Raw genomic sequence first — 14,583 nt, forward strand, 5'->3', positions numbered from 1 at the left:
GCAAAGTTCCCATCTTTGACGGAATTTTTCAGGCAAATGTGCATCAATCATAAGCAAAAATCGTAAAAATATGAGAATTGTAACCGTCTGATTTTATTGGCAATACGATTCCAGTTACTTAGAAGACCTCTACAGGGCCAGAATATTGCCTTAGTTGCTGATTGAGTATTCTTTGCTTTTGATTGGGTTGCGGCCAGCTGCCAAGCCAGCCGGTCCGCCACAGCCGTCTCGTCAGTCGCTCATCAATCATTACTTCGAGATTCAAACGGTTTGACGGAAATTCAGATAGATGCATTTTGGGTGTCCGACAATCTGAGTACCTGGTTGCACTGCTCGCTTTCCATAAACTAATCGTTGGAGTCTAAACCGGTACACTTACAGGCTGGTCCTTTCCACCGCGGGTGGCGCTTTTTTATATATCCTGGCCATGGCGTTCACTTCCGTGAACAGACTGTCCGCCGCGGAAAAGCCCAGGCTTTCCTTGTCGCCCAGGCAGAGGAAGCCCCCCCGGTCCAGGCTCTCCCAGAACAGTTCCAGGGTGCGTTGATGGAGTTCCTGGTTGAAGTAGATCAACACGTTGCGGCACAGTATGAGCTGCATTTCCCCGAAGGAACTGTCCATGGCCAGATTATGGCGGGCAAAGGTGATCTTCCTGCGTAGCGCGGGGGCCATCACGGCCGCGTTGTACCTGGCATGGTAGTGTTCCGACAGGGAGCCTTGTCCCCCGGCCTCCTGGTACGCGGCGCCGCCCCGGCGGATCGCTTCTAAGGAATAGACGCCCTCCCGGGCCGTATCCAAGGCTGGTCGGCTGATGTCCGTGGCAAAGATGGTGGCCCGTTCCAGCAGGCCGGCCTCTCTGAGCAGGATGGCCAGGGAATAAACTTCTTCTCCTGTAGCGCACCCGGCGTGCCATATTTTGAAATACGGCCAGGTACGTAGAACCGGCAGAATCTCGTCCCGCAGGGCTCGGAACACGGAAGGTTCGCGGAACAGCGAGGTGAACGAGACCGAAAAGTACGGCAGCAGGCCGTGGAAAAAGGCCACGTCGCGCAAGACCCTGGAAGTGACCTCGGAAAAGGTGGAACAGCTGCTTTGCTCCAGGAACTGCTCAAGTCTCCGCTGAATGCTGCATCGCGCATAGTCCCGGAAATCGTACCCATAGCGACGGTAAATGCCCTCCAGGAGCAGGGCGATCTCAATGCCGCGCACTTCGTTCGTTGTTTCGGACATGATGTCCTCTCCTTGATCGTTTACCGGCTCAGCCAGACGCGCATCAGGGAAGCCAGGCGCTCCGGGTCCACGGGCTTGGCCAGGTAGTCGTTGGCGCCAGCGGCGATGCACGCAGCGCGGTCCTCTTTCATGGCCTTGGCCGTGAGGGCGATCACCGGCAGTCCGGCGAACCGCTCCTGGGCCCGGATGCGACGCATGGCCTCATAGCCGTCCATGACCGGCATCATCATGTCCATGAGCACGATATCCACATCCGGTTGCTCATCCAGAACGGCCAGGGCCTTGACCCCGTTGTCCGCCTTGACTGGCTCCATCCCGTGCTCGGCCAGCAGGCGGCTCATGGCGAACAAGGTGCGCATGTCGTCCTCCACCAGGAGAACTTTCCTGCCGCGCAGCGGTTCGTCGGACTCGTGCAGGTGCTCGATTACCCGGCGGGTATCCCTGGGCAGATCCTGGACCACCCGGTGCAGGAACAGGGTCACCTCGTCGATGAGTCGTTCCTGGGAGCGAACGTCCTTGACGATGATGGAGTCTGAATAGTTGCGCAGGGCCTGCTCTTCTTCCACGGTCAGCTCCCGGGCCGTGTTCACGATGACCGGGGGCAGGGCCACGCCTTCGGCGGACAGGGTGCGCAGGACGTTCAGCCCCTGGATGTCCGGCAGGCCCAGGTCCAGCACAACCAGGTCGAACCCGCCCCTGCGCAGGGCTTCCAGGGCCTCGCTTCCGGTCTTGGCCACCGTGCTGGTCACGTTGTCGTTGCCGATCAGCTCCACCACCTCCCGGCTCATGATCTCGTCGTCGTCCACCACCAGGACGCGCTTATCGCGTCGGCTGGCGGCCCGCTCAAGCTCATCCAGGACCATGTCGATAGTTTCAGCCTGCAGCGGCTTGACCGCATGGCCCACGGCACCCAGGCGCAGACCGACGGTGGAGCGCTCCACCACGGAGACGATGTGCACGGGGATATGGCGCAGGTCCATGTCCTGCTTGAGTTCGCCGAGCACGGTCCAGCCGTCCATCCGGGGCAGTTGAATGTCCAGGATGATGCCCACGGGGTGGTGGCGGCCGGCCATTTCCAAGCCTTCCTCGCCGGTCATGGCGACCAGGCACTTGAAGCCGCGGGCGCGGACATGATCCCTGAGAATCTTGGCAAACCGCGGATCGTCCTCCACCAGGAGAATGCACCGCTCGCCCTGTTCCAGATTATCGCGGTCGTCCGGAACCGGGGTGCTTCGGGGGACGGGACGGGACTGTTCCATGATCGGGGACGGCGGTTTTGCCCCAGCCCCTTCCGACCGGGCCGGTCGCGACACGCCGGGAGAGCCTCCAGGCCGTTCCTCCCTGTTCCCGGTGAAATGCCGCGGCAGCACCAGCGTGAACGTGGAGCCGGCCCCGGGCTCGCTTTCCAGGGAAATCTCGCCTCCGATCAGTGTCGCAAGTTCGCGGGAGATGGTCAGGCCCAGCCCGGAGCCGCCATACTGCCGATTGTCGCCGGCTTCGGCCTGCCGGAAGGCCTCGAACATCTCATCCTGCTTGTCCCTGGGGATGCCGATGCCCGTATCCCGGACCTGTACGACCAGGAAACTCCCGGGCTCCGGGATGCCCGGGTCAACCGACGTTTCGCCGGGCGCGCCGCCCGGCATGGTTTCCTGTCGGCTGAAAACCACGCTGATCCGTCCCTTTTCCGTAAACTTCAGGGCGTTGCCCATCAGGTTCTTGATGATCTGCCCCAGCCGCTGGGGGTCGGTGACGATCACCTCCGGAGCGTCCTCCTCCAGCCGCACATCCAGCTCAAGCCCCTGTCCGGCGGCCATGTGTCCGAATTGGGTCCGCACGGACTGGGCCAGATCGGACACGGACATCTCTTCCAGGCGCACGTCCATCCGGCCGGCCTCGATCTTGGAAAGATCCAGAATGTCGTTGATAAGGTTCAACAGGTCGTTGCCGCTGTCATAAATCACCCCGGCCGACTCCACCTGATCCTCGGTCAGGTTGCCTTGGGCATTGTCCCGGAGAGCGCGGGCCAGCAGGAGCAGGCTGTTCAGGGGAGTGCGCAGCTCGTGGGACATGTTGGCCAGGAACTCGGATTTGTATCTGCTGGCCCGGGCCAAATCCTCGGCCTGCCTGGCCATGTCTAACCGCGCCTGTTCGGTCTCCCGCTTCTGGCGCTCAAGCAGGGTGTTTTTTTCCTCAAGATGCACATTAACGTTCTCCATCTCCGCCTGCTGCTCCTTGAGCCGCTCCTCGGATTCCCTGGCTTTCTCCATCTGGGCCTGCAGCTCAGTGTTGGCTTCTTCCAGCTCAGCCTGCTGTTCCTTGAGCCGCTCTTCGGATTCCTTGACCCTCTCCATCTGGGCCTGCAGCTCGGAATTGGCCGAGTTCAGTTCCTCCTTCTGCTCCTTGAGTAGTGTCTCGGATTCTTGCAGTGCCGCGGCCTGGGAGCGCAGTTCCTCGGTATAGGTCAGCATCTCGGTCTGTTGCCGCTGGAGCAGGGTTTGGCTGCGGGTCATCTCGAAAGCCGCAGCCAGGGGCCCGACGATCATCTCCAGGTAGGCCAGATCCCGCTCCCCCGGAGCGGCCATCAGGCCGACCTCCAGCACCCCCATCAACCTGCCCTCATACATGAAGGGGATCACGCAGATATGCCTGGGCGGAGTCTCTCCCAACCCGGAAACCACATATACGTAGTCATCGGGCACGTTGGAGACCAGAATTTGCTTGCGCTCCAGGGCGGCCTGTCCCACCAGGCCCTCCCCGGGCAGGAAAACATTGGAAAGACCTTTGCGCCTGGCATAGGCGTACGTGCCCAACAGACGAAGCTCTGGCTTCCCGGCCTCCTCGGACGAGATGTACAGCGCGCCAATTTGGGCGTTGATCCTGGTCGCGGCCTCGGAAATCACGTTATCCGCCAACACTTGCAGATCCTGTTCTCCAAGCACGACCTCGTTCAAGCGTTTCAGGCCCTCCTGGAGCCATTCCTGGCGGTCGTTGCGGTCCCGGTTATCCCGCAGGGACGCGGTCATTTTTTGCAGGGCCGCGCCCAGCCTGTCCTTGTCCGAACATGGCGGATAGTCGCGGTCGTAGTCGCCCTCGGCAATGGCATGGGCATGGTCAGCGGCATGTCCCAGGGTTACGACGGCCTGGTTCAGGCTTGTCGCGATGGTGTTGAACCTGCCGTGATATTCACCGGTGATCTTTTCGGGCAGATCTCCTTCTGCTATGCGCCCCAGGGCCTCGGTGGCCACATCAAGAGGCATGATCAGGTTGTCCAGGAGCACGTTCAATTTTGTGAAAACGGTCTTGAACTCCCCGGAGACCTTGCTCTCGTCGGCCCTCTGGTCCAGTTGGCCCAGGGCAGCGGCCTCGATGAGCCTCTCGATGTCCTGGATCGTCGCCATCAGGGTCGATTTATCCAACAAATGTTCTATATAACCCATGATTTCCCCGCTGTCGCCCCGGAGAACCGAGAAACCGACGGTCACCGGAATCCTGCGTCCGGATGCAGTCTGGACCTCGGTCTGGACCACGGTCTGGTCCTCCAGGCGATTGGTGGCAGCGGCAATCCTGGACATCGGGCAGTCGGATGTATCGCAGATGGGCGTCCGGCACAGCTCATGGCAGCGCACCCTGCCGAGCACGTCCTCCCGCCGGGCTCCCAGCAGGGTAAGGGCCGCATCGCTGATGTGGGTCACCACCCTGTCCGGATTCATGTAGATCAGCGCGGTGGGCGACGCAGCGATAAGCCGTTCCACATCGTTTTGGACCACTGGCTCGGTGTGTTTTCTGGTAAAAATGCTGAACATCAAGGCCTCCTTGGCAGCTGCGAAGTAATTATCTTCGCGGGTGTGGGTTTTCGTGTGCGGACAGCAGGGTCAACACTCCGGCTCTGTTCAGGGACTGGCCGCGCCCCGTGATGGAGGCAATCTGCACCCCGGTGTAGCACCCCAGAAGCGGTACAGAATCGCCCAGCGTGGCCTGAACAATTGCGGCCTCCTCGGCTTCAGAGCCGCAAAAGGAGGCGGCCCGTCCGGCGCAGTCCACGTACAACGCGAAAAACGGACGAACCGTGTCAGCTTTCTGGATCAATCGGTCAGTCGCGTCGTGCGTGGCCGCCAGCATGTCCGCATTTCCCCGGGCCATGACCTGGACCCAGTCGCCCCGCTTTAAATCGGCCTCGAAAAGAGAGACGGACCGTGTCTCGGGATCCACACTGAGAATCAAGCGGTTGACGAAGACTGATTCCATATCCGGGCCATAGGGGTCGCCGATCTTTCGGCTCAGGCCGACATGCAGGGGAAGCAGGGCAGGTTTCAGCCCGAGGGAGCCCAGGACTTCCAGGGTAGGTCGCCCATCCAGCTCGTGGATGACAATCCCCTCGGCCCTGGTGATTTCGTGAAAACCGCTAATTGGCGCACAGCCGTGACTCAAGTCAGTACATGCACTTATACCGGGAGGCAGAACAATGGCCAAGGCCGCGTGTCGGCAGACCCCATTGCCGTCAAAGATATACCCTCCCCTGAACTGATGGTCCGTGATCGTACCTGCGCCAATAAGCACCGGCGCCGTGCTCTCAAGAGCAGCATGCATCCCGTCTAAGAGCAGGCTGACGACATGCGGTTGAGGCGGTGGGCCGGCAAAACGGAGCGCGTCGAGGAACAGCAATGTCACGGCGCCTGGCGTGGCCTCTCGGGCAAGTCGTCGCCCCAGCCTGGTCCCGACCTCCTTCATTTTGTCATCCAGCCCGGTTTCCAGGATGAACCGCGGCCTGGCCAGGTCAGTGCCGAACACTGCCACCGCACACTCGAATCCCGTGTATCCCAGCGAGGCATTGGTGATGCAGCCCGCCGCCGAACCTCCGGCCACGGGAATATCCCCCAGCTCTTGCCGTAAAGCTGCCAGAAACGTCTCCGGATCATGCCTCCCGCCGCAAAAAGCCAGGGCCCATCCGGGCTTGCGGCTACTCCCCAGCGTGGAAAGGGCCGCGCTCCCAGCCTCCGTTCCTGCCTGTCCTGCGTCCACGGCGCTGCTCCACCCGACCCCGACCAGCCGCTGCGTCGTCTCCCCAACCGATCCACGACCAACAATTTCATCCTTCATCCGTTTCCCTCCAATAGTCCCTCTTTGCACTTCCCGTTTTTCTTCTCTCCATGTTGGTTCAACCCTCAGTCTTCATCTCTGCCACCCCAAACCATCGTTGAAGAATATCCAGATCAAAGTTGTTCGTCAGGGCCAGCAACGGGTCAGCCGTCTCTGCGTCGATCTCTGCGACCCGGGCAATCAGCTCCTTGAGCAGGGCCGTGTCACCGGACTGGGCGGCGTCATGCAGGGCCAGGAGCAGGTCCTTCGGCAGATCGTCGAGGCCTTGGGGCCGACTGGCAGGGATTTCCGTGATGGGTTCATGGGCCGCCTCGTAAATGTATGTCAGGTTGAGTTGCTCGCCCAACAAGGAGAGCAGTTCGTCGATCCTGAAGGGTTTGCGCAGATAGGCGTGGGCGCCCGCGGCCATGATTTCGGCCTGCTCATTGTTATAGGCATAGGCCGTGGAAGCGATGATCGGCATGTCCCGGCTGTAGCCGCGCTCCTTCAGTTGACGGATAACCTCCCGTCCGTCCATGCCGGGCATTCTGATGTCCATGATCACCGCGTCCGGAGCCCGATGGTCGATGATCTCCAGGGCCTCCTGGCCGCTACCGGCCTCCTGGACGACAAACCCCACAGGCTCGAGCACGGCATGGATCAGAATGCGATTTTCCGGGTCATCGTCCACCACGAGAACCCGCCGTGGACCGGACTCGGACACGATCCCGACAATCCGACGCCCGGAGGCTGGGGTCTGGCCCGGATCAGCCTCCACCGCCTGGATGTCGAACCGGAAAACGCTGCCCTGTCCCGGCTCGCCCTCCACGGTCAGGCGGCCGCCCATCATCTCCACGTAACGCCGACATATGGGCAGCCCCAGACCGGTCCCCCCGGCATCCACTCCGGACCGGGTCTGGTAGAAAGCATCAAAGATTCGCACCCGGTCCTCGGCTGTAATGCCTGGGCCGGTGTCCTGAACGGCAAAGTCCAGTCGAATCTGGTTTGCGTCCTCGTGATCCTCCGGGCGTGCTGCGGATCGGCGGACTTCGAGAGTCACTTTGCCCGACTCGGTGAATTTCAGCGCGTTGCTCAGGAGATTGACCAGCACCTGCCGCAATTTGGTCTCGTCGGCGTGCAGGCTTGCAGGCAGGCCGGACTCCCGAAGGACGGTCAGGGTCAGGCCCCGTGCTTCCAGCCGGGGGCGGAACATGATCTCGAGATCGTCCAGCAGGTCATTCGGACTGAAATCATGCGGGGTCAGCCGGACCTTGCCAGCCTCAATCCGGGACATGTCCAATACGTCGTTGATTAGACCGAGGAGATGGTTGCCGCTGCGATTGATGATCCGGACCCGTTCGGCCTGGGCGGCGTTCAGTGTCGCATCTTGCTCCAGAACCTGCGCAAACCCCAGGATGGCGTTCATGGGTGTCCGGATTTCGTGACTCATGTTGGCCAGAAACTCGCTTTTGGCACGGCTGGCCGCCTCTGCTGCCTCGGCCTTCAAGTCGGCCTGCTCCGAGGCCAGCCGCAGCTTCTGATTCTGTTCCATGCGCAGGGCGCTCAAAACAATGTTCGCGCCGAGATGCAGCAGGGGCACCTGTTCCGGAGGCAGGGCCGCCTCGCCGGTTACCCAGTCCATGCCGATGAAGCCCAGCAGCCGCTGGTCCTCGAACAGGGGCAGAAGCAGTATGGACTGGATGCCCGCGGCCTCCATCCCAGCCCGCATGCCCGGCACATCCCCGGTATCGGTCGTGGACCGGTGTACGTAAACCGGTCGGAGATTGCCGAGGAAATTCAGCCGCCAGGCAACCGCATCATGTTGCCCCCCTGGGTTGTGGTCCAGGAACGCGGGGACGCCCTCGCCACGCCATTCGTGGAAATCGTCCGGAACGCCACCCTCGTCCGAGATCCGCGCGAGATGGCAGCGGTCTGCGCCCGTGAAGCGGCAGAGCTGTTCCAGGGCGGTCTGGATGCCCTGGAACAGCGCCCCGTTGGTCGAGCGCATCAGAACTTCGGAAATCGTCAGCAGCATTTCCCAGGTGCTGTTGTTGCGGCGCTGCCGGTCAATGAGCCCCAGCACCCGCAAGGCGCTGGTCACGATGACTTTGTCCTCGGGTGTAAAGGCCGGACGGGTTTGGGCGCTTTCCTCTGCGTTGCCCACGAGCAGGGCCTGGCCCAGCTCGGCGTCATGGGACCAGAGCAGATGCGGTACGCCCAAGGCCCGGCGCAGTTGCGCCGGAAAATCAGCATTCGGGGTCTCGGGCGTGACGTGGACAAAGGGAACCGGCTGATCCGGAACAAGGAGGGTTTCCCGCAACCCTGGTTCCAGGCCGAGGGAAGCACTGGGCAGGAAGGCCCGGCCTTCCGCATCGGGACGCAGGAGCAGAGCCCGATCCATGCCAGTGGTTTTCACAAAAGTTTGCAGGAATTCCGCTTCCAGCTCTGCTTCCGAGGGAGTAGCCACCAGAAGGCTGGTCAGACGGCTGATCAGTTTGGCTGTGGTGCGCTGACGCAGGGCGTCTGCCGCGGCCCGCCGCAGGGCGTCCTGGGTCTCGGCCAGACTCGCGCCCAGATTTTCCAGGGTGGTCCGGTAGTATTCCCGTTGACGGTGCAGATCGAGAAACACCCGGACCTTGCTCAACAGCCACTCCGGGTGCAGGGGCTTGGACATAAAATCCACAGCCCCGACTTCATACCCCTTGAAGATATGGAATTCGTCAGTATAAACCGCGGATACGAACAGGATCGGCATCTCACTGGTTCTACGTTCCGCGCGAAGGATTTCGGCCAGCTCATAACCGTCCATGCCCGGCATCTGAACGTCAAGAATGGCCACGGCAAAATCATGCTCAAGTGTAAGGGCCAGGGCCCGATTGCCGTCCAGTGCCGAATGCACCTCCGCCGGAATATCCCTGAGCACCTGACGCAGGGCGACCAGGTTGGCCTGCTTGTCGTCCACGATGAGAATTTTTTGCTGTTCCCGCATCTCTCTCCCTTGGCCGGAACCCGGCAGCTTCGTTATAGCCATTACAGTTAAGCTTGCTCAGCCTGACCCTCTTCCGTAATTTCCACGAACATCCGGGCGAATTCTGTCTCTATGGCCTCAAACGCTACAACCAGGCGGGGATCGAAGTGGGTACCGGAGGAATCGGTGATGATCTTCACGCACTGTTCATGCGCAAGGGCGCTCTTGTAGGGCCGCTTCGAGCGCAGGGCGTCGTAAACGTCGGCCACTGCCATTATCCGTGCGCTCAGAGGAATGGACTCGCCGGAAAGGCCGTCAGGGTACCCATTGCCGTCCCACTTCTCGTGATGGGAGCGGGCAATGGCGATGCCCATGCGCAGAAAATCGTTGTTTGGGTGCCGGGCATAGGCTTTTTTCAGGGTCAACGCACCAATGGTGGTGTGCGATTTCATGCATTCGAACTCTTCCCTGGTCAGTTTGCCTGGCTTAAGCAGTATCTTTTCCGTTATGCCGAACTTGCCGATGTCGTGCAGTGGAGCAGCCTGGTAGATGTTCTCGATGAACATGTCGTCGGCCAGTTGGACATAGCGGGAGTCTTTGCGCAACTGCAGGGCCAGCAGGCGGCAATACATCCGGGTCCGGTTTATATGGGCTCCGGTTTCGTAGTCACGGGTTTCCATCAGCTCGGACAGGGCATGAATTGTGGCCAATTGGGACTGGGATATCTCCCGAACCTTTTCTTGAACCAGAGCTTCCAGATGCCTGTTATGTTCTTCCATCGTCTTTTGCAGTGAACGCAGCCGCAGGTGTGTGTCCACCCGGGCATGTACCTCCTCAGCCTGGAAGGGCTTGGTCACATAATCCACCCCGCCGGCGGCAAAAGCCCTGACCTTGTCCGCTGTCTCGCTCAGAGCGCTGACAAACAGCACCGGGATGTCCTTCAGCTCAGGCTCGGCCTTGAGCCTCCGGCAGACCTCGTAGCCGTTCATCTCCGGCATGTTCACGTCCAGTAGAAACAGATCCGGTGGACGTCTGGCCGCGGCCTTCAAGGCCATCGACCCCCCGGGAAAGGCTACGACGCGGTAACCCTTTGCCTGGAGGATGTCCTGCAGGAGCTGCAGATTGGCCCTGGTGTCGTCCACGACCATGATGGTCGGTGCATCCGAAGCTTTCAACATGAGTCTCTCCTTGGTTCGCCTGATCCGTTCACGGACCGGAGGTTCTGTATTCTAAACACATCCACTTTGTCTCTCCCGCCTTCCTTTGCCCGGTACGAAAGTCAGCCGTATGGATTGTTTCGGGAAATGGCGAAGCACCTCTCCATCGCCGGCATGGCCGCGGGTGTCGTTGATCTTCCTGAAGTGGTCCAGGCCAGTTAGAATCAGGGATAAAGAATTCCCGTAGTGCTGCTGCGGTGCAGCTGCTTGCAAAGCCCGGTCCCCCCGGTGATTGACTAATTTCCCTTGATAAGCACGGTCTCAATGTGTTTAAGCAGCTCTTCCATGACCAGAGGCTTGGCGCAAATCATTCTGCCGCCGGTGCAATAGCCGATATTTTGTACTTCGTTTTCGGTTACGAGGGCCGACATGAAAATGATTGGAATGGACGCCGTCACCGGGTTGTCCTGTAATTCTTCCGCCAATTCGCCTCCGGTCATCCCCGGCATGACAATATCCAAAAGGATCAAATCAGGCCTCTCCCGGATCGCTGCCCTCATCGCAGTTTCTCCATCATAAGCGGTCAATACCTGATAACCGCCCTCGGATGTGAACAGGTTGCTCAGGATTCGACATAAATCCTTTTCATCGTCGACAACCAGTATTTTTTTCCTTTCATTTTTCATGTCTTGCCTCCCTGGCTTGGATAGTGTGCTTCAGTGGATTCCTGGCTCTCTTGCGCATCTGGAACTACGTTCTCGGGGCCTGTCGCTCCGGTGTCTTCCGGTTCGGGCTGGGCCTCTGGCAGGTCGATGCTAAACACAGCCCCGCCCTGTTCACCGGACTCGGCCCGGATCCTCCCGCCATGCTCCCTGATGATCCCATGAGCGATGGAGAGGCCCATGCCGGTTCCCTTGCCTTGCTCCTTGGTGGTGAAGAACGGGTCAAAGACCCTCCGCAGATTTCTCTTGTCAATGCCCGGCCCCTTGTCGGCAATTGTAAGCCGAACATGGACATCGTCCTCGACCCTGACCGCGGCCGTCTGAACGGTGATCCCCTTGTCTACTGACTCATCCATGGCTGATAGGGCATTGGAGAAAATGTTGATCAGCACCTGCTCAATCCTTTTCGTGTTCATCAGGACAGGGGGCAGTCCCGGCTGCAAGATCGTGACCACTTTCACGTTCTCAATGAGCATCTGAGTGGAGTAAAGCTGCAGCAGATGGGCGATGAGGGCATTGATGTCGCCGGGTTCCTTGACCTCCTTTCCCGAGTGAGAGAACTGCCGCAGGCTGTCGGCAATGGCGATGATCCTTCGGACATGGCGCATGCAGACCTCCAGTTCGGTTCGCATCTTGCTTGACAGACCGTTCATGCCCAGCAGCATTTTGAGCTCCAGGGAAATGATGTTAATCGGGTTGAGGATCTCATGGGCCACTCCAGCGGAGATACGGCTCAGGGAATTCATTTTTTCCACGTTGAGCAGCCGGTCTTCCAGGAGGGCCTGCTTTTGCAGCAGTTCGCTGTTGTAGCTGCGCAGATGGCGCTCCAGAGCTCGATTCCGCAGATGTACCTCCACCCTGGCCAAGACTTCATCGGCATAGAAAGGCTTGGTCACATAGTCCACCCCGCCCTGGGCAAAAGCACGGACCTTGTCCTCCACCTCGTTCATGGCGCTGATGAACAGCACCGGAATGTCCCGCAACCGCTCGTCGGCCTTGAGCCGGCGGCAGACCTCGTAACCGTCCATCTCAGGCATCCGGATATCCAGTAAAATCAGGTCCGGCGGATGCCGGGCCGCAGCTTGCAGAGCCCGATCACCCCGAGGAAAGGCCATGACTTTGTAACCCTGTTCTCCGAGCAGATCCTGCAGCAGCTTCAGGTTTTCCAGCGTGTCGTCAACGACCATGACAGTGGCATTCAGTTCATTTGTCATATATTTTTTCCAGTAAAATCATAACGGTAGATTATTTACTGTCATTTGCTTATCTCAAGAAATTTTTTTTTCGCACAAACCCTCAGGCTGATTTTCCAGACGCCTGCGGCAGGCATTCAGCAGATGTCTGGTCTGCTCTGCCAGGGATGGGGCTTCATCCGGCAACAGGATGTAACAGGCTATTCCGGCGGTGCGCGCATTAAGCTCGCCTCGCCAGGTCGAAAACTTTCCTGCTACAATGATCTGGGCCTTGTAAACCTCGTGAATCCTCATAATCTCTTCCCTGGTCAGCATTTCCGAGAGGAACGAGGAAAGAACAAGAATCATGATCGGGCCTGGAATTGTACTTAGAGCCTGAAAAAGGGAATCTCTGTCCGCGACAGTGACTCGTTTCGCGGACATTTCTTCCAGCAAGCTCATGGCCTTCCAGAATTTATTGTCTCCATTAGTGCCTGCCATCAGTATGTTCATAAAATTATCTCTGATCATGTCTGTTATCGTACATTAGTGGCAGGCTAAGCATTTATCATGCCAAGTAAAATTGTTCAGGGTAAATAGCTGTTATGATAGATAATTTGCACTTATGCTATTATTGTGTTTTAATAATTTCATGAAACTTTTGTCACTTTTGGTTACAACAAAATGCCACCAGGAAGCTGAAATTATCTGTAAATGTATACATGTGAAAGCTGAGCTGAAATTGAAAGAAGCGGGTAAAATGGATACGTTGTCTTGGGCGGCACAAACGTAAATTTTCTGTAAAGCTCGGCAGTTCAGAAGCCCTTGGCTGATTAAAGAAAGTGTATAGATTGGTGACAATAAAGCGGGCCATGCCCACAACCCAATTTATACAAGGATAGTTAATTTGGGGCGATAACCGTACTTTTCAGAGTAAAGGCCGAAGACTGAAGGGTGAAGAAGGGTGAAGGGTCAAGGGTCAAGGGTCAAGGGTGAAGAATAAGGAGTTTGGGCATCATTGCTTTTGCAAGGTTAAAAAAATCGTGTTTTTTCTACAGGCTTGAAACGGTAAGTTACCAGGCTTTCTTTAAAAACAGCCGGCAGGATGCCAGCTCCACTTTGAGCAGGCTGACCTTGGAAAGATTGCCCACCCCGGTCATGAAGATGCATTGGATGTGCCCGTCCTGGGGCTTGAGCGCGGAATACAGATCCTGCAATTGTTCGCGCATCTCCCGGGCCGTGTCCGGATGTTCCAGATTGTCCAGAATAGGCTTGTCGTATTCGTCGATGAGCACCACGGCCCGCCTGCCGGTTTGTTCGTGGGGCAGGCGCATCAGTTCGGCAAAGCGGCCGGAATTGCTCTTAAACTGTAATTCTACGCCGAGACGCTGCTGATTAACGATCAAGAGCTCGTCGATTTTTTCCTGAAGCGGGTCCATGCCGCGCAGCCAGCCTTCTCCGAAAGGATGCGCATATGGGGCGTAAGTTGAATCATGACCCATTGCTCCAGAACCTGGTTAGGATTTCCAGGTGATTTGGCAGGCCAGGACCTTTGATATGCATTTTAAGCAAAGCCCCGGTCCTATCCTGAGTTTCTATATGCAGTTCAGTCTGGGGCAGGCCTGAGTTTAAAGCAACCTCCACAAAAAAAGGCTTTGCCTGGGCGTTGTTCTCATTTTGTTTAGCCAGCACACGCTTTTTAAGGCTGTTGTGATCAAGGCAAAGGGTTTAAGCTACTTGAGGTATGGGATGCTGTCTGGCGAGCTCTACAGCGCTTGCCCATAACTCATCAGGTATTTTTGATTTTTGTGCTCTGGTTTGCCGCCAATGCGCAAATTGCTGCTCAACTTCTGCAATAGACTGCCGGGGGGCTGGATATGACTGATGACTCATGGGTTGTCCTCCTATGGGTTTGACAACCGAAGATAACCCATGTGCAAAAATTTTTCACGCAGGCTTGCCGAAAGGACAGGGCATTCCTAATTCTTCTCCCACTCAAACCCCACAATATTCCGGTCCTGGCTGGAAAACTCCACACCTATGAGATAAACTTCCTGACCTGCATACTTTTCTGCGTATCCTCTGGCTTTAATCTGCTCCAGAGGCTTGCCCTCACCTGCAAGCTCCACCACCTTGAATTCAATGATATATACCCGCCCCTGAAAACGGATTGACAAGTCCAGCCGCCCCTTGTTGGTGGGATCTTCAGGATGAACATTTAAACCCAGAGCGGCAAAATAGCAGTACACAACCGAGGC

The 14,583-nt window shown here is 58.1% G+C and carries 12 protein-coding genes; all 12 read right to left on the minus strand.

Features of this window, described 5'->3' with window-relative positions; all coding sequences use genetic code 11:
• Positions 1-375: 375 nt before the first annotated feature.
• On the minus strand, positions 376-1,230 hold the full coding sequence (locus tag LZ23_RS20435) for a CheR family methyltransferase (protein WP_045217203.1): 855 nt from the start codon (positions 1,228-1,230) through the stop codon (positions 376-378).
• Between the two features lie 20 nt (positions 1,231-1,250).
• Positions 1,251-5,033, minus strand: a complete 3,783-nt coding sequence (locus tag LZ23_RS20440; RefSeq protein ID WP_052507574.1) for a response regulator — start codon at positions 5,031-5,033, stop codon at positions 1,251-1,253.
• A gap of 28 nt (positions 5,034-5,061) precedes the next feature.
• Positions 5,062-6,327 carry an FIST signal transduction protein gene (locus tag LZ23_RS20445; protein WP_045217205.1) on the minus strand — a complete coding sequence of 422 codons (1,266 nt, stop codon included), beginning with the start codon at positions 6,325-6,327 and terminating at the stop codon, positions 5,062-5,064.
• Positions 6,328-6,385: 58 nt separating this feature from the next.
• Positions 6,386-9,295 carry a response regulator gene (locus LZ23_RS23050; protein WP_052507575.1) on the minus strand — a complete coding sequence of 970 codons (2,910 nt, stop codon included), beginning with the start codon at positions 9,293-9,295 and terminating at the stop codon, positions 6,386-6,388.
• A gap of 47 nt (positions 9,296-9,342) precedes the next feature.
• The gene (locus LZ23_RS20455) at positions 9,343-10,452 is read right to left on the minus strand and encodes a response regulator (protein ID WP_045217207.1); all 1,110 of its coding nucleotides are present in this window, start codon (positions 10,450-10,452) and stop codon (positions 9,343-9,345) included.
• A gap of 51 nt (positions 10,453-10,503) precedes the next feature.
• Complete coding sequence (locus tag LZ23_RS25620) at positions 10,504-10,704, minus strand: diguanylate cyclase domain-containing protein (protein ID WP_084591168.1); 201 nt, start codon at positions 10,702-10,704, stop codon at positions 10,504-10,506.
• A 23-nt stretch (positions 10,705-10,727) separates the two neighbouring features.
• Positions 10,728-11,117, minus strand: a complete 390-nt coding sequence (locus LZ23_RS20460) for a response regulator (RefSeq protein WP_052507576.1) — start codon at positions 11,115-11,117, stop codon at positions 10,728-10,730.
• Positions 11,114-12,367 carry a sensor histidine kinase gene (locus LZ23_RS20465; RefSeq protein ID WP_045217208.1) on the minus strand — a complete coding sequence of 418 codons (1,254 nt, stop codon included), beginning with the start codon at positions 12,365-12,367 and terminating at the stop codon, positions 11,114-11,116. Before LZ23_RS20465 ends, LZ23_RS20460 begins: the two co-directional genes overlap by 4 nt.
• A 54-nt stretch (positions 12,368-12,421) precedes the next feature.
• The gene (locus LZ23_RS20470; protein WP_157493370.1) at positions 12,422-12,838 is read right to left on the minus strand and encodes a hypothetical protein; all 417 of its coding nucleotides are present in this window, start codon (positions 12,836-12,838) and stop codon (positions 12,422-12,424) included.
• A 560-nt stretch (positions 12,839-13,398) separates the two neighbouring features.
• A complete protein-coding gene (locus tag LZ23_RS20475) occupies positions 13,399-13,827 on the minus strand; it encodes an AAA family ATPase (protein WP_045217211.1) in 429 nt (142 codons plus the stop codon).
• Positions 13,828-14,053: 226 nt separating this feature from the next.
• The gene (locus LZ23_RS25205; RefSeq protein ID WP_232300555.1) at positions 14,054-14,218 is read right to left on the minus strand and encodes a hypothetical protein; all 165 of its coding nucleotides are present in this window, start codon (positions 14,216-14,218) and stop codon (positions 14,054-14,056) included.
• An 86-nt stretch (positions 14,219-14,304) separates the two neighbouring features.
• Positions 14,305-14,583 (minus strand): PD-(D/E)XK nuclease domain-containing protein (locus LZ23_RS20485; RefSeq protein ID WP_045217243.1); only part of this gene is annotated, 279 nt, incomplete at its 5' end.

Source organism: Desulfonatronovibrio magnus (assembly GCF_000934755.1).
Classification (GTDB): Bacteria; Desulfobacterota; Desulfovibrionia; order Desulfovibrionales; family Desulfonatronovibrionaceae; genus Desulfonatronovibrio; species Desulfonatronovibrio magnus.

Coding starts and splice junctions, on each gene's coding strand:
- LZ23_RS20435 (WP_045217203.1), bottom strand. CDS start 1,230: ATGTCCGAAACAACGAACGAAGTGCGCGGCATTGAGATCGCCCTGCTC.
- LZ23_RS20440 (WP_052507574.1), bottom strand. CDS start 5,033: ATGTTCAGCATTTTTACCAGAAAACACACCGAGCCAGTGGTCCAAAAC.
- LZ23_RS20445 (WP_045217205.1), bottom strand. CDS start 6,327: ATGAAGGATGAAATTGTTGGTCGTGGATCGGTTGGGGAGACGACGCAG.
- LZ23_RS23050 (WP_052507575.1), bottom strand. CDS start 9,295: ATGCGGGAACAGCAAAAAATTCTCATCGTGGACGACAAGCAGGCCAAC.
- LZ23_RS20455 (WP_045217207.1), bottom strand. CDS start 10,452: ATGTTGAAAGCTTCGGATGCACCGACCATCATGGTCGTGGACGACACC.
- LZ23_RS20460 (WP_052507576.1), bottom strand. CDS start 11,117: ATGAAAAATGAAAGGAAAAAAATACTGGTTGTCGACGATGAAAAGGAT.
- LZ23_RS20465 (WP_045217208.1), bottom strand. CDS start 12,367: ATGACAAATGAACTGAATGCCACTGTCATGGTCGTTGACGACACGCTG.
- LZ23_RS20470 (WP_157493370.1), bottom strand. CDS start 12,838: ATGAACATACTGATGGCAGGCACTAATGGAGACAATAAATTCTGGAAG.
- LZ23_RS20475 (WP_045217211.1), bottom strand. CDS start 13,827: ATGGGTCATGATTCAACTTACGCCCCATATGCGCATCCTTTCGGAGAA.
- LZ23_RS25205 (WP_232300555.1), bottom strand. CDS start 14,218: ATGAGTCATCAGTCATATCCAGCCCCCCGGCAGTCTATTGCAGAAGTT.